The sequence below is a fragment of the Phenylobacterium sp. genome, from assembly GCF_013911965.1.
Classification (GTDB): domain Bacteria; phylum Pseudomonadota; class Alphaproteobacteria; order Caulobacterales; family Caulobacteraceae; genus Phenylobacterium.
Genome location: NZ_JACESE010000019.1, coordinates 22,827 through 41,017, shown reverse-complemented (window position 1 = coordinate 41,017; position 18,191 = coordinate 22,827). Strand labels below are relative to the sequence as shown.

The window sequence follows — 18,191 nt, the reverse complement described above, 5'->3', positions numbered from 1 at the left end:
GCGCTCTACATACGCGCATCAGGCGGGGGTGCGGGCATGCGGAATGAGGTTATCGGCGGTTTCCGCCGGCTGCGGGATTTTGGGGGACGGGATACGCTGGGGGAGTTCTGGCTCTTCGCCGCCATGGTCCTCGGGCTGTACGTCTCGGTGGGCTTTGCGGGGGGTGTTCTGATCACCTATCCGCTGATGGAGGCCATGTTCGCCATTCAAGCGGGCGCAGAGCCGTCGAGCGAACTGCTGGACCGGCTAGACGAGCATTTCGACGCCGCGACGCAGAAGTTCATGCTTTTCACGCTCCTGACGACCGTCAGCTACTACGCTCTGATGGCGGCCGCCGTCGCGCGGCGCCTTCATGATATCGGCCGCTCGGCGCGCTGGGGACTGCTCCCCATTCCGTTCGCCGAATACGGCATGGGCGCCTTCTGGGTCACGTGGTACGAGGACTTTCCCACACACTGGCTGTTCGACAGTGCGGCAGCGGCGCATGCGCTTTACGGGCTCGCCGTGCTTGGGCTGATCGTCCTTCTCGCCTTGCCAGGCTCCCCCGGGCCGAACCGCTATGGCGAACGGCGATAGGATCATCTTCGGCCGCGATCCTACCCCTCCAGCGCCTTGATCATCTCCACGCGCGGAGCGTGGCGGCCGGCTTCGAAATCGGTGGTGAGGAAGGCGTCGACGATGGCGAGCGCCAGGGCTTGGCCGACGACGCGGGCGCCCAGGGCCAGCATGTTGGCGTCGTTGTGGGCGCGGATCATGGCGGCGGAATAGGGCTCGGCGCAGACGCCGCAGCGGACGCCCTTCACCTTGTTGGCGGCCATCATGATCCCCTGGCCTGTCCCGCAGAGGATGATGCCGAAGCGGCTGTCGCCGGAGGCGACGCGGCGGGCGGCGGCTTCGCCATGGCGAGGGTAGTCCGTGCTGTCCGGCGTCGTGGGACCGATGTCGAGGGGTTCCCAGCCGTGGTCGGCGATGTGGGCGGCGATGGCCTGGCGCAGGGCGATGGCCGTGTGGTCGCTGGAGAGGACGATCCGTCGGTTCGGCGTCATGGGCGGGCGGCTCAGGCTTTCGCGGAAGCGGCGTCGTGGAACTTCGCCAGGGCGGCCATCACGCGGTCCTGCACCGGCGGCGTCGGCTTCGGCGGGGCGAAGGTCTGGCCGGTGATCCGCTCATAGGCTTCGACATAGGTGAGCGCCGTCTTCCAGATCAGCTCCGGCGGGATGTCGGGGATGGCGTCGGCATAGGGGTCGCAGCGGGCGGCCACCCAGTCGCGGATGACGTCCTTGTCGAAGCTGTCGGGACGTTCGCCGGCGGCCAGGCGCTGGGGATAGGTGTCGGCGCGCCAGTAGCGGCTGGAGTCGGGGGTGTGGATCTCGTCGGCCAGGCGGAGGGTCCCGTCGGCGTCGAGGCCGAACTCGTACTTGGTGTCGGCCAGGATCAGCCCCCGTTCGGCGGCCAACGCCTGGCCGCGGGCGAAGAGGGCCAGCGCGGTTTCGCCGATCTGATCCCACTGGGACGGGGTGAGCAGGCCGCGCGAGAGAATGTCGTCGGCGGTCAGCGGCTCGTCGTGGGCGCCGTCGTCGGCCTTGCTGGTGGGGGTGATGATCGGGCGGTCGAGCGCCTGGTTGGGCTTCAGGCCGTCGGGCAGGGTCTGGCCGTACATCTGGCGGCGGCCGGCCTTGTACATGGTCAGGATCGAGGTGCTGGTCGTGCCCGCGAGGTAGCCGCGGACGACGATCTCGACGGGCAGGATCTGCAGGCGGCGGCCGACGACGATGTTGGGGTCGGGATAGTCGAGCACATGGTTGGGACAGATGTCGGCGGTCTGTTCGAAGGCCCAGCGGGCGACGCCGTTCAGCACCTGGCCCTTGAACGGGATGTGGCAGAGCACGCGGTCGAAGGCCGACAGGCGGTCGGAGGTGACCAGGATGCGCCGGCCGTCGGGCAGGTCGTAATTGTCGCGCACCTTGCCGCGGTAGAGGCCGGGCAGGGCCGGGTCGATGGCCTCGCGCAGGACCTGATGGGCGCTGGCCGAGAGGCGGGCTTCGTCGATGGTGGGCATGGCGGCGACTCGCAGTCTCGGCAGGGTCGGAAGGGGCGGTCTGTCTCTGGGCGCCTCGCGGCGCAGCGCCTTATGAGCCTGGAGCGAGGCTCCAGCTCAAGCCCAATCTGAGAGCCGCCGGGGACGCCGCGGTCAGGAGCGATCCCCGCCCTGGACGGCTCCGCCTTCGGCTGCGCACATGGCGGGCGGTTGAAGCTGAGGAGGCGAGGGCCATGGGGACGATGTCGCGAGAGGGCGGATGCCGGTGCGGCCAGGTGCGGTTTCGCGTGAGCGGGGCGCCGAAGGTGACGATGGCCTGCCATTGCCGCGGCTGTCAGCAGATGACGGCCAGCGCCTTTTCGTTGAGCGCGCTCTTCGCCGCCGACGACTTCGAGGTCACGGCGGGCGAGCCGGTGATCGGCGGGCTGCACGGGGCGACGCGGCACTTCTTCTGCCCGCACTGCATGAGCTGGATGTTCACGCGGCCGGAGGGCGCCGAGGGCTTCGTCAATGTCCGCTCGACCCTGTTCGACGACCCCTCGGGGCTGGAGCCCTTCATGGAGACGATGACGGCTGAGAAGCTGCCCTGGGCGAGCACGCCAGCGGTGGAAGGGTTCGCGGGCTTCCCGCAGCCGGCGGACTTCGGCCGGCTGATGGCGGCTTATGCGTCGCGTTGAGCGGCGGCCCGCGAGCTCAGTCGAGGAAGGCCTCTGCATCGAACGGCACGGAGGGGTGCAGCGTCGGCCCGAACTTCTCCGCAAGACAGCGATTGTGCGCGAACACGTTCTGCCCCGGCGGATCCTTGCGTTGGATCGTCCAGATGCCGATGGAGACAGCGCCCGCGTCCTTCCGGGAAATGGATTCGCCGCAGAAGCAACACTGGTACATGTGATCTCCTTCAGGGGATATGCCCGGCTCGCCAGCCACCGGTCGAGCCTCGGGGTGGTGTTCCCTTTGCGACGCGGCCAGCCGATCTTACCCTTCCCCGTCAGTCCGCCCGGAGCATGAGGAGGTCCACCAAGCGGCGCAAGCAGGAATGGGCGTCATTGGCGTTCGCTGAGATGTTCTCTAAATGTTCTTGCATTCCCCTGAGGATTTGGTAGCTTCTGGGTATGGGTCGTTCTTGCGTCTGAGGCGCTGAGGGACGCCGCGGCGGGGCGGGTTCGCCTCGCGGTTTTCCGGGTTTTCGCAAAGTCAGGTGTGGCGGCTGCGCTGATGGCGCAGGCGGCGCTGGAGCGTCCTCTCAAGCTCCGGCCGCGGACGCGCGCCTGATGTTCCGCTGCCGTTCGTGTCCTCCCCCGCGGGCGGCGGCGATGGGACGAGGCCCGGGGCGGCGGCTTCTTCATGCGCCGCAGGAGCCCCGCGCCCGGCTCCAGGAGCCATCGGCGCGCCTCTCGTGAGGCGCGGAGCGGGCGCGGGGCGGACGGCCCCGTTGGTTTTCAGAAGAGTGAGGTGGCGATGGCGCGGGCGGTTCGCAGGCGGAAGGATCCGCGCGAGGCGGTGGCGGCCCTGGCGCCGCTGGAGGAACTGACCGCCACGCAGCAGCGCGGACTGTCGAATGATCCGCCGCCGCCCGTGCTGACGCGGCTGACGGAGACGGCCCGGATTCTGGAGACGGTGCGCGCCCTGCTTGGGAACCGCCCGATCCTGGTGACGAGCGGCTATCGCTCGCCGGAGGTGAACCGCGCGGTCGGCGGTTCGGCGACCAGCGCCCACATGCGGGGGGAGGCGGCGGACTTCATCTGCCCGGCCTTCGGGACGCCGCGCGAGATCTGCCGGGCGATCGCGGCCTCGGATCTGCGGTTCGACCAGCTGATAGAGGAGAACGGCCGCTGGGTGCATCTGGGCCTGGGCGGCCGCTGGCGGCGCCAGGTGATGACTTACGAGGGCGGACGCTATCGGGCGGGGCTGCGCCCATGACTTGGCGCCTCACGCTCTGGGCGAGCCTCGCGGGCGTTCTGCTGATCTGTGGGCTCGCCCTCTATCTGGATGGACGCGCCGATGCGTCGCGGCGCCTGCGGGCCGAGGTGGCCGCCGCGCAGTCGGCGGCGGACCGGCACGCCCTGGAGGCGGAGGGCGAACGGGACGCCGCCGCCCGCGTCGCGGCCCAGCAGGTTCCCGTGCGCGCCGCCGAGCGGATCGCCGCGGCCGCCATTCCGAAGGCCCTGAACGCGGAGGACGCGAATGCGCCGCTTGATCCTGATCGTGCTGACCGCCTGCGCCTGGCCGATCGCCAGCTGTGCGCCGCAGCTCCCGCTCTCGAGGGCTGCGCCGCAGCTCTCCATGCCCCTTGAGGCGCAAAGGCCGTGCGCCCTCTACGTCCTTCCTGAAGCTCCGAGCTTCGCCGATCTGGAGATCGGCTATGTGATGCGAGGCGCGCAACTGGTGGCCTGCGACGCGGCTCGGAAGCTCGCCGTGGACACGCATGCGGCTGAGCACGCGCTGGAGGCGCGCTCAGTCGAGGGCCGCTGAGTCGTCGAGGCGGGCGAGCACATAGGCCTGGATGTCGCCGGGCCAGATCGCGATCTGCGCCTCCAGCCGCGGGCGATCGCCGGCGAACAGGGCGCGGCTCGCCTCCTCGAACCCCGGAGCATCGCCGGCGAGGGCCGCCATGGCGCTGTAGGCGCGCTCGCGTCGCACACGGAGATCCTCGGCCGAGCCGCCTTCGCGGCGCGCCGACTCGACGAGTCGGCGAAGGGCCGCCGAGGCGCCGCCAGGCTGGCGGGCGAGCCACTCCCAGTGGCGGGGCAGGAGGGTGACCTCGCGCGGAACGACGCCGAGCTTCGGCCGCCCGCGGCCGGGTTTCGGCTCCGGAGCTTCGGGCGCCGGGTAGCGGCGCCGGATCGCCTCGGGTCCGCCGCGCAGATCGAGGTCGGCGGCCTTGCCGGTGGCGTCGTCCAGGACCAGCGGCGGGGGCGCATCGGGGGCGAGCGCGCTCAGCGCCAGGGCCACCTCGCAAGCCGATCCGTGCGCGATGCGCGCACCGCCGGCGAAAGCGGTGAAGGTCGTCATGGACGCACTTGGCCGTCCACAAGGCGCGCCGTCAATAAGACCCGGATGATTTTGGGAGTGGCGTCTCCCCGACCCGCTGGGCCGGGGAGACATGGTGCCGCCGGGCAGGATTGAACTGCCGACCTCAGCCTTACCAAGGATGCGCTCTACCACTGAGCTACGGCGGCGAAAGGCGAGGCGGGCGCTATAACGAAAGCCGCGGGCGCCGTGAAGCCCCCAAATCCGGATTTCTCGCCCTTGACGGCAAATCGGATGCGCCGCAACGACGCGGACATGACGGGGAACGACAAGCCGAAGCCCACGCCGGAGGCCGAGCGCGAGGCCAAGCTCGCACAGGCCCTGCGCGCCAACCTGCGGCGGCGCAAGGCGCCGGCGAAGAGCGAAGGTCCGCGCGGCGACGCGCCCTCCGAAACCGGGGACGACAAGCGTTCGTGAGCGGAGCGCCGCTTTGCGCGGGCGGTCCGCCACGCTAGAAGCGCCTCTGGGTTGTTCACCGCCGCAGAAGATGCGGCGTCAGCGAGGGCAGGGGGTTTTGGACCGAATCGCCATCGAAGGCGGCGCGCGTCTGGAGGGCGAGATCGCCATCAGCGGCGCCAAGAACTCCGCGATCAAGCTCATGGCCGCCAGCCTGCTCACCGACGAGCCGCTGCGCCTGACCAATATGCCGCGCCTGGCCGACACCCGGTTCCTGGGTCAGCTCCTCTCGCGTCTGGGGACGGAGGTCGAGGAACGGGACGGGGCGGACGGCGCAGAGACCATTCTGCAGACCCCGGAGATCGTCAGCGCGATCGCGCCCTACGACCTCGTCCGGCAGATGCGCGCCTCGTTCAACGTGCTGGGGCCCCTGCTGGCCCGTTCGGGCCAGGCGAAGGTGTCGCTGCCGGGCGGCTGCACCATCGGCGCGCGGCCGGTGGACCTGCACCTTGAGGCGCTGCGGGCGCTGGGCGCGCACATCGACCTGCACGAGGGCTATGTCTACGCCCAGGCCCCGCGCGGCCTGACCGGCGCGGAGATCACCTTCCCGTTCGTGTCCGTGGGCGCGACGGAGCACGCCCTGCTGGCGGCCGTCCTGGCCGAGGGTGAGACGGTGCTGCGCAACTGCGCCTGCGAGCCCGAGATCGTCGACCTGGCCGACTGCCTGAACAAGATGGGCGCCCAGATCACGGGCGCAGGCCAGTCGGAGGTGCATGTCCGGGGCGTCAGCCGACTGGGCGGAACGACCCATGCGGTCATCCCCGACCGGATCGAGACCGGCACCTACGCCATGGCCGCGGCCATGGCCGGCGGCGAGGTGCGCATCACCCGCACGCGCAGCGACTTCATCGCCAATCTGCTGGAGAAGATGGAGGAGGCCGGCGTCGGCGTGACCCGCCACAACGACGGCGTGACCATCAAGCGCAACGGCGCCCGCCTGAAGGCTGTCGAGGTGGAGACCGATCCCTATCCGGGCTTCGCCACCGACCTGCAGGCCCAGTTCATGGCCCTGATGACCTTGGCCGAGGGACGCTCGGTGATCCGCGAGACCATTTTCGAGAACCGCTTCATGCACGCGCCAGAACTGGCGCGGCTGGGGGCGGACATCGAGATCCGCGGCGGCGAGGCGCGCGTCTCCGGCGTCGGCGCGCTGAACGGGGCCGAGGTGATGGCGACGGACCTGCGGGCCTCGGTCAGCCTGGTCATCGCCGGGCTGGCGGCCAAGGGGCAGACGACGGTGAGCCGGGTCTATCATCTCGATCGCGGCTTCGAGCGGCTCGAGGCCAAGCTCGGCGCGTGCGGGGCCCGGGTGCGCCGCATCCCGGGCGAAGGCGCGGCGGTGCTGGATGCCTGATCGTGTCTTCAAGCCGCTGAAGCTCCTCGCCCAGGACGCCGGGGACCTGCAGGTCATCTCGGCGGCCCTGCAGGATGCGGTGGGCAAGATCGGCGACATTCGCTTCGAACAGAAGGCGCGGCGGCTGACCCTGAGCTTCAACCGCTATTGCTGGGAGTGCGGCGGCGGCCGCCGCGTGCGCGCGGCGGTGCAGTTCGGATCGGTCGAGCGCGTCGAGGCGCGGCGCCTTCGCTCGGACGCGCCCGACGCGGTCGTCGAACTGCTGTCGATCGGCTTCGAGCCGGCGGAAGAGCCGCCGGGCGGGACCGCGGTGCTGACCTTCGCCGGCGGCGGGGAAATGCGGGTGATGGTCGAGTGTCTCGACGTTCTGATGGCCGACGTCTCGGAGCCCTGGCCGACGCGCAGGCGCCCGCGGCACGAGGACTGAGGCCCGCAGCACGCGCCCCATGGCGCTACGGCCTGCGGACCACTAAATAGCGGCGCCATGCGCCGTTTCGATTTCTCCCAGCCCGACTTCGCCCAGACCTTCGCCGCCTTCGCCGATGCGCGGCGCGAGACGCCGGAAGACGTCGAGGCGATCGTCCGCGACGTGCTGACCGCAGTGAAGGCCGAGGGCCTGGCGGCGGTGCTGCGATTCGCGCGGCAGTTTGACCGGGCCGAGGTCGACGAGAGCAATCTGCGGGTCACCGAGGAGGAGATCGCGCAAGGCGCCGCCGCCTGCGCGCCGGAGGTGCGTGAGGCCATCGCACTCGCGGCGGGACGCATCCGCGCCTATCACGAGCGGCAGCGTCCGGCGGACGCCCGCTTCGTCGACGAGACCGGCGCCGAACTGGGCTGGCGCTGGAGCCCGCTGGAGGCCGTCGGCGTCTATGTGCCCGGCGGACGCGCGGCCTATCCCTCCACAGTCCTGATGAACGCCGTGCCCGCTGCGGCCGCGGGCGTGTCGCGCATCGCCATGGTCACCCCGCCGGGCAAGCTGCAGCCGGCGGTGCTGGCCGCCGCCCAGGCGGCCGGCGTGACGGAGATCTGGCGCGTCGGCGGGGCCCAGGCCGTGGCGGCCCTCGCCTATGGCGCCGGACCGATCAAGCCCGTGGACAAGATCGTGGGGCCGGGCAACGCCTTCGTCACGGCGGCCAAGCGCCGGGTCTATGGCGTCGTCGGCATCGACGCCCTGGCCGGTCCGTCCGAGATCGTCGTCGTGGCGGACGGACAGAACCGCGCCGACTGGATCGCCGCCGACCTGCTGTCCCAGGCCGAGCACGATCCGGCCGCGCAATCCATCCTGATCACAGACGACGCCGCCTTCGGCGCGGCCGTCGCCGCCGAGATCGAGGCGCAGCTCAAGACGCTGTCGACGGGGGAAGCGGCGGCCCAGTCCTGGCGCGACCACGGCGCGATCATCATCGCCCCCCTGGACGAGGCGCCGGCGCTGGTCGACCGGCTCGCGCCCGAGCACGTGGAGTTCGCCGTCGCCGATCCTGACGCCCTGGCCGAGCGGGTGCGACATGCCGGGGCGATGTTCCTGGGGCGGTGGACGCCGGAGGCCATCGGCGACTATGTGGCCGGCTCCAACCACGTGCTGCCGACCAGCCGGGCGGCGCGCTTCTCCTCCGGCCTTTCCCTCTACGACTTCATCAAGCGCACCTCGATCGTGAAGTGCGACGAGCGGGCGTTCGCCGCGCTTGGGCCAGCCACCGTGGCGCTGGCGGAATCTGAGGGGCTGCCGGCCCACGCCCGCTCCGCCGCCCTGCGCCTGGGCCAGACGAAAAGCTGAACGGTTCCTGTCAGGCCCGTTCCGGCGCCTGTTCAGGCGCGGGCGCCTAAGGTCGCTTCGTAGGGTCGAGATGGCCCGTCGAAATCGATCTGATGGAGGCGCACCCATGCCGAACAAGACTGTTTCCAAATTCACCACCGGCGCGGCGGCGGCCGTCCTGGCCAGCGCCATGGTCCTGGGCGTCGGGGCGCCTGCGGCCCAGGCGCAGAACTTCGGCGGCGTGCTCGGCTGCCAAGCCTCGGGCGGCAAGCAGGAAGGCGGCGCCCTGATCGGCGCGCTGCTTGGCGCCGCGGCCGGCTCGAACCTCGCCAAGAACGACCGCGGGACCGGCACGGCCCTGGGGGCGGTGGTCGGCGCGGCCGCCGGCTCGGCGATCGGCTGCAAGCTGCAGCACGACGACCAGGATCGCCGCTACGCCCAGGGGCGCGGCTATGACTACAACCAGCCGGCCACCTACAGCCACGGCGGCTACCGCCTCGACCGCAGTCTGGCCCCGGCCAGCTACTATGGCGGCGGCGGCTACATGGTGGCGCGCACCACGGTGAACCTGCGCGCCGCCCCGACCACCGGCAGCGCCCGCGTCGGCCAGCTTCGCGCCGGCGAACGATTCGAAGCCCTGGCCCAGGTTCGGGGCTCGGACTGGGTCCTGGTGGGCCAGAACGGCGTCGGCGTGGGCTATGTCCACGGCGCCTATGTGCAGCCGGAAGGCTACCGCTACGCCAACTACCGCTACTGATCCCGGCCTCCGCGCCGCAATTGGCCCCCGTCGCATCGCGGCGGGGGCTTTTTCGCGCGCACGGGGATGTCCGGCAGGGATGACGGCACGGGGTGGTTTGCAATAAAGCTTGGGCAAGAACTTCGCCCGAGCGTCATGGCCGACGACGACCCGAACAACCACCGCCTGCAGAGCGTCGAGATCGACGAGGAATCCCTCGGCGCGATCTCGCGCGACCAGGAGCAGGAACGGCAGATCGCTATCTTCGACCTGCTGGAGGAGAACCACTTCGCGCCCGAGGGGGCGGAGGGCGGTCCCTACGACCTGCGCATGGGGCTGATGGAGAACCGCCTCGTGCTCGACGTCCGGGGGCCCGGCTATGAGAAGCGCCACATCCTGTCGCTCTCGCCGTTCCGGGCGCTGATCAAGGACTACTTCCTCATCTGCGAGAGCTACTACCAGGCCATCCGCAACGCGACGCCGCAGCAGATCGAGGCCTTGGACATGGGGCGCCGCGGCCTGCACAACGAGGCCTCCGAGCTTCTGCGCACCCGGCTGTCGGGCAAGATCGAGACCGATCTCGACACGGCGCGGCGGCTCTTCACCCTCATCTGCGCCCTGCACCACCGGACCTGAACCCGATGGCTTCGGAGTCCGACCCGCCGCCGCTGCCCGGCGCCGTCCTGTTCGCCTGCAACTTCAATCGGGTGCGCTCGCCCATGGCCGAGGCGCTTCTGAAGAAGATGCTGGGCGATCGGGTGTTCGTCGACAGCTGCGGCCTGAAGGCCGAGGAGGGGGCCGAAGGCGCCGACCCCTTCGTCGAGGCGGTGATGGCCGAGATCGGCTGCGACCTGTCCCGCCACACGCCCAAGACCTTCGACGAACTGGAGGACGGCTCGTTCGACCTTGTCATCTCCCTGACGCCGGAGGCCCAGCACCGCGCCGTCGAGCTCACGCGTCACCGCGCGGTCGACATCGAGTACTGGCCGACCCACGACCCGACCCTGGCGGGCGGCTCGCGCGAGCACCGGCTGGAGGCCTATCGGGACGTGCGCAACGCCCTGGCCGCAAGGCTTCGCGAGCGCTTCGGAAGCGCTTGACGGCGGCGCCTACCGGCCTCAGGAAGCTACGGTATAATTTGCAGGCGAACGGCTCGCGGCCCGATTCCCGGCGCGGGCCTTTCGTTTAGGTGTTCGCCGCCCATGGAGCCTGCATGGCGAAGGAAGAACTGCTGGAGTTCCCGGGCGTGGTCAGCGAGGTGCTGCCCAACGCCATGTTCCGCGTGAAGCTCGAAAACGATCACGAGATCATCGCCCACACCGCCGGCAAGATGCGCAAGAACCGCATCCGCGTGGCGGTCGGGGACAAGGTCCTCGTCGAGATGACCCCCTACGATCTCACGAAGGGCCGGATCACCTTCCGGGTCCGCTGAGCAGGTCCGGCGGTCCATTGGCTTCTCCGCACTCACCGCGCCTGGTGCTGGCCTCGGCCAGTCCGCGTCGGCTGGATCTGCTCAACCAGATCGGCGTCACCCCCGACCTGGTCATGGCGTCGAACATCGACGAGGCGCCGAGGTCTGGCGAGACCCCGCGCGCCCTGGCCGAGCGCCTGGCCCGGGAAAAGGCCGCGGCGCTTGCGCCGGCCCACCCCGACGCCCTCGTCCTGGCCGCCGACACGGTGGTAGCCGTGGGGCGGCGCATCCTGCCCAAGGCGGAAGACGACGCCGAAGTCCGCGCCTGCCTGCGCCTGCTCTCCGGACGGTCGCACCGGGTCTACACCGGCGTCGCCGTGGCCGCGCCCGGCGAGCGGCACGCTTCGCGGCTCGTCGAGACTAGGCTCCGCTTCAAGCGACTGGACGCCTTCGAGATCGACGCCTACGTCGCCAACCGCGAGGGGCTCGGCAAGGCGGGCGGCTATGGAATCCAGGGCCGAGCCGGGGCGTTCGTGACCTCGTTGCAGGGCTCCTATCCGGCGGTTGTCGGGCTTCCCCTCTATGAAACGCTCAACCTGCTGCGCGGACTGGGCTATCAGGGCGCATGAGCCGACGCGCCAGCTTCATCGACCGCGGCCTCGGGGAAACCCGGGGCGGGGTGCTCCTCGACGATCGTCCTGAACGCCTCTTCGTCGTCCGCGACGACGCGCCCCAGCGGCTGCGTCTGGGCGCCCGCCTGCGCGCCCGGGTGCGGCATGTGGAGCCGCAGCTGGGGATCGCCTTCCTCGACCTGGGCGAGGGCGCCGAGGCCATCCTCCCCTTCAAGCCGGACGCCCGGCCTCGCCAGGGCGAGGCGCTGGAGGTGGAGATCCGCGTCGAGCCGCGCGCCGGGAAGCTCGCCACCCTGCGGGCGCTTGGGCCCGCCCAGGGGGAGCCGGCCCTGCTCGCCCAGGCGCCGGATCTGACCGAGGTTCTCGCCGGTTTCGTCGGCGACGAGGATCCCGTCACCGGCCCCGAGGCCCGCGCCCTGGCCGATGAGGCCGAGGCCGAGGCGCTGCAGACGGTCCATCCGCTGCCGGGCGGAGGGACGATCGCCATCGAGACGACGCGGGCTCTGACCTCGATCGACGTCGATGTGGGCGACCGCAAGGGCGCGGAGGTGAAGCGCGTCACCCGCCAGGCCAATCTGGCGGCGATCACCGAGGGCGCGCGGCTTCTGAGGCTGAAGGGGCAGGGGGGACTGGTGGTGTTCGACCTGGCCGGCCGCGGCCATGACGGCACGGCGCTGATGAACGCCATGCGCGCCGCCTTCCAGCCGGACAATCCCGGCGTGGCCATCGGGCCGGTCAGCCGGTTCGGGACGATCGAGCTGACCGTGCCGCGCCGCGCGGCGCCGGTGCTCGACACGCTCTGCGACGCCGGCGGCCGGCTGACCGACCGCAGCCTCGCCCAGCGCCTGATCCGGCGGATGGAGGCCGAGGCGGCGGCCAATCCCGGCGCGCGGCTTCAGGTGCGATGCGCTCCGGCCGTGGCCGAGGCGGCCGCGCCGCTTCTCGAGAGCCTGGCCGGAAGGATCGGTCGCCGTTTTGAGGTTTCGCCCGAGGCGGGGCGGGGGCGTGAGGCGTTCGAGGTCAGCGCATCATGAGCCGCCCCAAGTGCCCGATCTGCGGCAAGCCGACCGATCCGGCCATCCGCCCCTTCTGCTCGAAACGCTGCGCCGACGTCGATCTGCAGCGGTGGTTTTCCGGCGGCTACGCCCTTCCTGCGGCCGAGGAGGACGAGGTCGGCGAGGATGACGAAGAGCGCTGAAAAGAAGCCGTCGCACAGCGCTGGACTTCGGCGGACGGCTCTTTTATAGACGCGGCTCCCGCGTCGGCGGCCTACGCCTGGGTAGCTCAGTTGGTAGAGCAGCGGATTGAAAATCCGCGTGTCGGTGGTTCGAATCCGCCCCCAGGCACCATCCTTCCCATGAGACTTTGCGAAGCGACCTCCCCATCGGGACGGAAGCGTTCTTATCGCGCTTCGCACCCCGCCCAATCGGGCCTCAGTTTTCAATCGCCGCTGTTGTGACCTTCAAGGGCGCCCTGAAGGGCTTCCCGAACCTCGAGGATCACCTGACGAACGGCTGCAGGGTTGGCATCCATCAGGGCGTGGGGGCCGGATATCTGGTGAACCGGGACGCCCGCGCGCTGCAGCATGTAGCGGTCGACATCGTCGAGCAAGCAGGGCTGCGGCACGGGCAGATGACCGGGGAAGAGCGGCAGGTCCCCAGTCAAAATGTGCGTCGGCTGGCGTCGTTCGAGCAGGCCGTAATAGATTCGCTCCTCAAGCCCGCCGTCCGGCATGTAGCCGAACACGTTGGCGAGGAGGTCGTCGAAGGGACGCTTTGCGATCCGCCGCGCCATGTCGCGCGCAGCGATCTGGAGCGCCCATTGCTTGCTTGTCGTCAGAGGCGGGTCAATCGCCAGCACGGGGTTTGGCAGTCCGAGGGCGATGAGCCCGCCAAGGCTCTCCCCCACGACGAACGCGCCCGCAGGTATCTGCAAGCGCAGGCTGGAAACGATGCCGGCGAAGGTCATCTCCGGAAGGACCGGCGCGCCCTGCCCTGGTAGGGGAATGATGCGGCCCAGGTCTGCGTAGGCCGACAGCTCGGACGGCAATCTGGCAAGACCGGGAATGATGACCACATCGCGCGACATGAGGTGAAGGTCGCACGATCAAGGGCGGTTCGGGAAGCGTCCGGGACCGCACGAAAGCCCGCTCCCGCTTCCCCAGCCCACTGGCCGTTTGATCTGGCTCACATCGGGCGCGACAAATCGGTGACAGGCTGAAGCGAATTCGGGCGATGGCGGCGTCGCCGGCTTGACTGGCGGCGGAGGCCCGCCCATTTGCCGCCCCGACGTTGCGAGTGCGCAAAAGCTAAGCGCGACGGCGTCGATTCTCGCCAGATTCCCGCCATATTGGCCGACCGTCGTTCGGTCGCGCATGCTGCACTGCAGCATTACTTTTCGTCGACCAGTTGAATTACGCCAAGTAATGCTGGCGGTTCATGTTGTGCGCTGCAGCAGTACCCGGATTTCGGAAGCGGTTATCAGCGGTTAGCTGAGGTTGACGCCACTTGACGCTCCGTTTGGGGGTTGCCAAAGGAGCCTCGCCGCACGTCTAACTTTGCGGTGAGGGTCCGTGTTCCTCTGGGATACGGTCTCGCCTCGCCCAATCGGGGCGCTCATTTTCACAGGATTGTGGAAATCGGGCGCTACGGGTCGGGTGCAGCGAAAGCGGTTCCGGCCGGAGGTCGTTCTAACGATGTCCGCGCCGGGCTTGTTCAACTAGGGTGGAGACGCTCTCGCGCGACGACCCTCGGTCCAAACGTGCTAGACCATTAGGAACTGGCGACAGATGCTCGACAATAAACGGAAGACCCCCCTCATCGCTCTCATTGGCGCGGCTGCGCTGGTGATGGGCGCGCCGGCGTTCGCGCAAGACGCGGCTCCGGCTGATCCGGCCGCCGCCGAGGCTCCGGCCGATCCCGCGGCCGAAGGCGAAGCTGCTCCGGCCGAAGCCGCCCCCGCGGCGGAAGCGCCGGCCGAAGAAGCCGCTCCGACCGAGATCGAGCATGCTGGCGAACTGACCATCATGCAGATGTTCATCGACGCCCAGCCCGTCGGTAAGGCCGTGCTCATCGGTCTGGCCCTGGCGTCGATCTTCTCCTGGACCCTGCTGATCACGAAGCTGATCGAGTTCGGCGGCCTGGAGCGTCAGACCAACCGCTTCCTCGAAGCGTTCCGCGGCTCGAAGAACATCAACGACATCGGCCGCGTCGCCATGTCGGACGAGTTCGAAGGCAACCCGCTGGCCGACATGGCCGCTGCGGCCGTGCAGGAAGTCGAAGTGTCGCGTCAGGCGGGCCTGAGCGTCACCGGCGAGCACCGCGAAACCACCATCACCCGCGCCATGTCCGCCGTGGGCGGCGTGCAGGCCTCGCTGACCAAGCGTCTGTCGAGCGGCATGCAGTTCCTGGCGTCCGTCGGCTCCAACGGTCCGTTCATCGGTCTGTTCGGTACGGTGTACGGGATCATGTACTCGTTCATCGGCATCGCGAACACCAACACGACCAACCTGGCCGTCGTGGCGCCCGGCATCGCCGAAGCCCTGCTGGCGACCGGCATGGGTCTGTTCGCCGCTATCCCGTCGGTTATCTTCTATAACTACTTCCAGACCCGCATTTCCGCCTACGGCGCCCGTACGGAAGGGTTTATCGCTGAGCTGATGAACGCCATCTCCCGGCAGCTCGACAAGGGGGCCTAATCCCAATGGCCGCTAAAATCTCAGGTTCTGGGGGCGGCAAGTACGACATCGAGCAGAACAGCGAAATCAATGTGACGCCCTTCGTGGACGTCATGCTGGTTCTCCTGATCATCTTCATGGTGGCGGCCCCGCTGGCCAGCGTGACGATCCAGGTCGCTCTTCCGCCAGCTGTCGCCGAGCCGTCTCCGAACCCACCGAAACCGGTGTACATCTCGATCCAGTCCGACGGCAGCGTCTACATCGGTGACTTTCGCACCGATCTCTCTGCCCTCGGCGACGATCTGAGAGACAACATCGGGACGCGGAACCCGGAGAAGGAGCGCATCTTCATCCGCGCCGACAAGGACACCATGTATGGTGACTTCATGGGCGTGATGAACATGCTTCAGGACAACGGGTTCTACAGCGTGGCGCTCATCGGCGAAGAAGACAATTGAGGGGGGTGACGCATGTCTGACAGCAGTGACACCGTTCACCACCACAGCGTCTTCGACGCCCCGCGCAAGCGGAAGAGCAACGGCGCCATCATCGCGATCATCGTTTCGGTCGTGGTGCACATCGCGCTTGGTCTTTATCTCTACAAGACCAAGTTCGAGCCGGAGTATCGGGAGTACTCGGACGACGTGACGGACGTGGCGATCGTGAAGCCCGCTCCGCCGCCGCCGCCGCCGCCCCCGCCTCCGCCGCCGCCGGCGAACACGCCGCCGCCGCCGCCGCCGAAGCTTCAGCCTCGGCCGCCGGTGACGCCGCCGATCGATGCGCCGTCGATCCCGCCCCTGCCGGTGCCCCCGGTGGAGAAGCGGATCGAGCAGCCGAAGCCGCCGGCTCCGGCTCCGCCGACGCCGCCGCCGCGGCCTTCGGTGATCACCAACCCGGACTGGGCCCGTCTGCCCAGTGGGGAAGACATGGCCCGCTACTATCCCGACCGCGCCCAGCGGATGGGGGTCGAGGGTCGGGTGGTCCTGAACTGCTCGGTGACGGCGCGCGGGACGCTCGAGAACTGCTCCGTCGTCGAGGAAAGCCCCGGCGACCAGGACTTCGGCTCCGCCGCCCTGCGGATGAGCCGACTGTTCCGGATGCGGCCCCGGACCGCCGACGGCTCGCCCGTCGAAGGCGGCACGGTGCGGATCCCGATCTCCTTCCGCCTGCCCGAATAGGGCGGCCGGAGAGGTCGACAAGACAGCAGAACCCCGGAAGCTTCGGCTTCCGGGGTTTTTCTTTGGAAGCGGGGCTCCGGCGCGTGCGATCGCGCTTGATCGGAGCCGGCGCGGCCACTAGAAACCTACCCCTCGCGACACGCCGCCTTAGCTCAGTTGGTTAGAGCGCCAGATTGTGGCTCTGGAGGTCCCCCGTTCGAACCGGGGAGGCGGTACCATCGCAAAGGGCCTGAGCAATCAGGCCTTTTTCGTTTCCCGGCCAGCAGGACCTTCCGCATCCGGGCCGGCGGCCTTGCGGCTGTTTCCCGCAGAGTTTTCGCGCTCACGGATCGGCTTTGGCCGGGGATCGAGCCTGTTGCACGCGGGCCGGCCTCCATTTGTCGGTCAAATGACGTCGATCTTCGTACGGCCGTCACCTGAGCCGGGCATAAGCGCCGAATCTGCGGCCCTCGAGCGCCGCCCTGCCGAGGCCAGCATGACCCTCCAAGCCACCGCCCGGGCCGCTGCGGCGACCCTCGCCCTCCTGTTCCCGATGGCCGCCCATGCGGCCGGCGCCGATCCGGCCGCTGCGCTGCAGGCGGCGCTGGCCAAGGCGCCGAACGCCGCCCCGGCGCGTAACGTCATCCTGTTCATCGGCGACGGCATGGGCGTCAGCACCGTCACGGCGGCCCGCATCCTGGAAGGCCAGCGGGGCGGCCGCGACGGTCCCTCCAACAATCTGGCGTTCGAGACCCTGCCCGACGGCGGTCTCGTGCGGACCTATTCGCAGAACGCCCTGGTGACCGACTCCGCCAACGGCGCCTCGGCCATCACCACGGGCGTGCGCACGGTCAACGGCGCCCTGGGCGTGGACGGCGGAACCCGGCGGGGCGTATGCGAGCCGGCCCGCTTCGTGGAGTCCATCGCCCGGCGCGCCAAGCGCGAGCAGGGCAAGGCCGTGGGCGTCGTCTCCACCGCCTCGATCACCGACGCCACGCCGGCGGCGCTCTACGCCCACGCCGCCGACCGCGACTGGCACGACGACACCGGCCTGCCGCCGGAGGCCCGCGCCGCCGGCTGCAAGGACATCGCCAGCCAGCTGGTGGACGCCCCCGACGAGGTGCGCATGGATGTGGCGCTGGGCGGTGGTCTGGCCCACTTCATTCCCACCGTCATCGGCGGGGCCCGCAAGGACGCGCGCGACCTGGTGGCCGCGTGGAAGGCCCACGACGGCGCGGTCTTCGTCCAGGACGCCGCGGCCCTGGAGCAGGCGGCGAAGGGGGAGGGGCAGATCCTCGGCCTCTTCGCCCCCGACCATATGCTGCGCGAGACCGGGCGGGCCGCCCGGGCGCGCCAGATCCCGACGCTCGCCCAGATGACGGCCGCGGCCATCACGCGCCTCTCCCGCGCGCCGCAGGGCTATGTCCTGCTGGTTGAGGGGGCGCACATCGACAAGGCGCACCACGCCGGCCTGGTGGCCGAGGCGCTCAACGAAACCGTCGAGCTCTCAAAGGCCGTCGCCGTGGCGCGGGAGATGACCGACTCCGCCGACACCCTGATCATCGTCACCGCCGACCACAGCCACGGCCTGGTGATCAACGGCGGCGACCGCGATGAGCCGGTGCTGGGCTTCATCGGCGGCTCGGACGACGAGCCGCGTCTGGCCGGCGACGGCAAGCCGCTGCCGATCCTGACCTACGCTACGGGCCCGGGCGGTCCGCCGGCGGGCGAGGCGCGGGCCGATCAGACGGGCCTCGACATCGCCGCCGCCGATCAGGTCCGCCAGGCCGGCGTGCGTCTGGGCAGCGCCGCCCATGCGGGCGAGGACGTGCCCGCCTATGCCGACGGCCCGGCGGCCTATCTGATCCGCGGCTCCATGGACCAGCCCTACCTCTTCCAGGTGATGCGCCACGCCCTGCGCCTGCCGCTGGACGCGCCGGCGAAGTGA

24 protein-coding genes and 3 tRNA genes are annotated in these 18,191 nt (G+C 69.8%); 21 read left to right on the top strand and 6 right to left on the bottom strand.

Features of this window, described 5'->3' with window-relative positions; all coding sequences use genetic code 11:
- The first annotated feature begins 36 nt into the window (after positions 1-36).
- On the top strand, positions 37-576 hold the full coding sequence (locus tag H2041_RS16440) for a DUF805 domain-containing protein (protein ID WP_293414543.1): 540 nt from the start codon (positions 37-39) through the stop codon (positions 574-576).
- A gap of 20 nt (positions 577-596) precedes the next feature.
- On the opposite strand, the gene rpiB is transcribed toward H2041_RS16440, so the two are convergent.
- Positions 597-1,046: a ribose 5-phosphate isomerase B gene (gene rpiB / locus H2041_RS16435; protein WP_293414541.1), complete on the bottom strand. Its 450-nt coding sequence runs from the start codon at positions 1,044-1,046 to the stop codon at positions 597-599.
- A gap of 11 nt (positions 1,047-1,057) precedes the next feature.
- On the bottom strand, positions 1,058-2,059 hold the full coding sequence (locus tag H2041_RS16430; RefSeq protein ID WP_293414539.1) for a phosphoribosylaminoimidazolesuccinocarboxamide synthase: 1,002 nt from the start codon (positions 2,057-2,059) through the stop codon (positions 1,058-1,060).
- Positions 2,060-2,325: 266 nt separating this feature from the next.
- Here H2041_RS16430 and H2041_RS16425 point away from each other — a divergent pair, with 266 nt between their 5' ends.
- Positions 2,326-2,715, top strand: coding sequence for a GFA family protein (locus tag H2041_RS16425; protein WP_293414537.1), 390 nt, complete (start codon positions 2,326-2,328; stop codon positions 2,713-2,715).
- A 16-nt stretch (positions 2,716-2,731) separates the two neighbouring features.
- On the opposite strand, the gene H2041_RS16420 is transcribed toward H2041_RS16425, so the two are convergent.
- A complete protein-coding gene (locus H2041_RS16420) occupies positions 2,732-2,926 on the bottom strand; it encodes a hypothetical protein (protein WP_293414535.1) in 195 nt (64 codons plus the stop codon).
- A 570-nt stretch (positions 2,927-3,496) separates the two neighbouring features.
- Here H2041_RS16420 and H2041_RS16415 point away from each other — a divergent pair.
- On the top strand, positions 3,497-3,958 hold the full coding sequence (locus tag H2041_RS16415; RefSeq protein WP_293414533.1) for a D-Ala-D-Ala carboxypeptidase family metallohydrolase: 462 nt from the start codon (positions 3,497-3,499) through the stop codon (positions 3,956-3,958).
- The gene (locus H2041_RS16410) at positions 3,955-4,332 is read left to right on the top strand and encodes a hypothetical protein (protein WP_293414531.1); all 378 of its coding nucleotides are present in this window, start codon (positions 3,955-3,957) and stop codon (positions 4,330-4,332) included. The genes H2041_RS16415 and H2041_RS16410 overlap by 4 nt, the downstream gene beginning before the upstream one ends.
- A gap of 160 nt (positions 4,333-4,492) precedes the next feature.
- Here H2041_RS16410 and H2041_RS16405 read toward each other — a convergent pair whose 3' ends face one another.
- Together H2041_RS16405 and H2041_RS16400 are read right to left on the bottom strand one after the other, a co-directional pair.
- Entirely contained in the window at positions 4,493-5,050 is a 558-nt protein-coding gene (locus tag H2041_RS16405) for a DUF2239 family protein (RefSeq protein WP_293414529.1), read from the bottom strand.
- A 92-nt stretch (positions 5,051-5,142) separates the two neighbouring features.
- Positions 5,143-5,217 (bottom strand) — tRNA-Thr (locus H2041_RS16400).
- Positions 5,218-5,323: 106 nt separating this feature from the next.
- Between H2041_RS16400 and H2041_RS16395 the strand changes: the two genes are divergently transcribed.
- The 12 genes from H2041_RS16395 (at position 5,324) to H2041_RS16340 (ending at position 12,759) form a co-directional block, all read left to right on the top strand.
- A complete protein-coding gene (locus tag H2041_RS16395) occupies positions 5,324-5,485 on the top strand; it encodes a hypothetical protein (RefSeq protein WP_293414527.1) in 162 nt (53 codons plus the stop codon).
- A 97-nt stretch (positions 5,486-5,582) separates the two neighbouring features.
- Positions 5,583-6,878, top strand: coding sequence for a UDP-N-acetylglucosamine 1-carboxyvinyltransferase (gene murA, locus H2041_RS16390; protein ID WP_293414525.1), 1,296 nt, complete (start codon positions 5,583-5,585; stop codon positions 6,876-6,878).
- On the top strand, positions 6,871-7,305 hold the full coding sequence (locus tag H2041_RS16385; protein WP_293414523.1) for a DUF2948 family protein: 435 nt from the start codon (positions 6,871-6,873) through the stop codon (positions 7,303-7,305). The genes murA and H2041_RS16385 overlap by 8 nt, the downstream gene beginning before the upstream one ends.
- Before the next feature lie 57 nt (positions 7,306-7,362).
- Positions 7,363-8,652 carry a histidinol dehydrogenase gene (gene hisD / locus H2041_RS16380; RefSeq protein ID WP_293414521.1) on the top strand — a complete coding sequence of 430 codons (1,290 nt, stop codon included), beginning with the start codon at positions 7,363-7,365 and terminating at the stop codon, positions 8,650-8,652.
- 106 nt (positions 8,653-8,758) lie between these two features.
- Entirely contained in the window at positions 8,759-9,388 is a 630-nt protein-coding gene (locus tag H2041_RS16375) for an SH3 domain-containing protein (protein ID WP_293414519.1), read from the top strand.
- 135 nt (positions 9,389-9,523) lie between these two features.
- On the top strand, positions 9,524-10,003 hold the full coding sequence (locus H2041_RS16370; RefSeq protein ID WP_293414517.1) for a UPF0262 family protein: 480 nt from the start codon (positions 9,524-9,526) through the stop codon (positions 10,001-10,003).
- A gap of 5 nt (positions 10,004-10,008) precedes the next feature.
- Positions 10,009-10,467, top strand: coding sequence for a low molecular weight phosphatase family protein (locus H2041_RS16365; protein ID WP_293414515.1), 459 nt, complete (start codon positions 10,009-10,011; stop codon positions 10,465-10,467).
- Positions 10,468-10,580: 113 nt separating this feature from the next.
- Positions 10,581-10,799: a translation initiation factor IF-1 gene (infA, locus tag H2041_RS16360; protein WP_293414513.1), complete on the top strand. Its 219-nt coding sequence runs from the start codon at positions 10,581-10,583 to the stop codon at positions 10,797-10,799.
- Positions 10,800-10,816: 17 nt separating this feature from the next.
- Entirely contained in the window at positions 10,817-11,407 is a 591-nt protein-coding gene (locus H2041_RS16355) for a nucleoside triphosphate pyrophosphatase (RefSeq protein ID WP_293414511.1), read from the top strand.
- Positions 11,404-12,444, top strand: a complete 1,041-nt coding sequence (locus H2041_RS16350; RefSeq protein ID WP_293414509.1) for a ribonuclease E/G — start codon at positions 11,404-11,406, stop codon at positions 12,442-12,444. The genes H2041_RS16355 and H2041_RS16350 overlap by 4 nt, the downstream gene beginning before the upstream one ends.
- Positions 12,441-12,608 carry a DNA gyrase inhibitor YacG gene (locus H2041_RS16345; RefSeq protein WP_293414507.1) on the top strand — a complete coding sequence of 56 codons (168 nt, stop codon included), beginning with the start codon at positions 12,441-12,443 and terminating at the stop codon, positions 12,606-12,608. The genes H2041_RS16350 and H2041_RS16345 overlap by 4 nt, the downstream gene beginning before the upstream one ends.
- A gap of 75 nt (positions 12,609-12,683) precedes the next feature.
- A tRNA-Phe gene (locus H2041_RS16340) sits at positions 12,684-12,759 on the top strand.
- Between the two features lie 91 nt (positions 12,760-12,850).
- Here H2041_RS16340 and H2041_RS16335 read toward each other — a convergent pair.
- Positions 12,851-13,498, bottom strand: coding sequence for a hypothetical protein (locus H2041_RS16335; RefSeq protein WP_293414505.1), 648 nt, complete (start codon positions 13,496-13,498; stop codon positions 12,851-12,853).
- Positions 13,499-14,198: 700 nt separating this feature from the next.
- Between H2041_RS16335 and H2041_RS16330 the strand changes: the two genes are divergently transcribed.
- The 5 genes from H2041_RS16330 (at position 14,199) to H2041_RS16310 (ending at position 18,191) form a co-directional block, all read left to right on the top strand.
- Positions 14,199-15,107 (top strand): MotA/TolQ/ExbB proton channel family protein, encoded by a 909-nt coding sequence (locus H2041_RS16330; protein WP_293414503.1) that lies wholly within the window; start codon positions 14,199-14,201, stop codon positions 15,105-15,107.
- Between the two features lie 5 nt (positions 15,108-15,112).
- Entirely contained in the window at positions 15,113-15,544 is a 432-nt protein-coding gene (locus H2041_RS16325; RefSeq protein ID WP_293414501.1) for a biopolymer transporter ExbD, read from the top strand.
- Positions 15,545-15,556: 12 nt separating this feature from the next.
- A complete protein-coding gene (locus H2041_RS16320) occupies positions 15,557-16,264 on the top strand; it encodes an energy transducer TonB (RefSeq protein ID WP_293414499.1) in 708 nt (235 codons plus the stop codon).
- A 141-nt stretch (positions 16,265-16,405) separates the two neighbouring features.
- Positions 16,406-16,482 (top strand) — tRNA-His (locus H2041_RS16315).
- A gap of 257 nt (positions 16,483-16,739) precedes the next feature.
- Entirely contained in the window at positions 16,740-18,191 is a 1,452-nt protein-coding gene (locus H2041_RS16310; RefSeq protein WP_293414497.1) for an alkaline phosphatase, read from the top strand.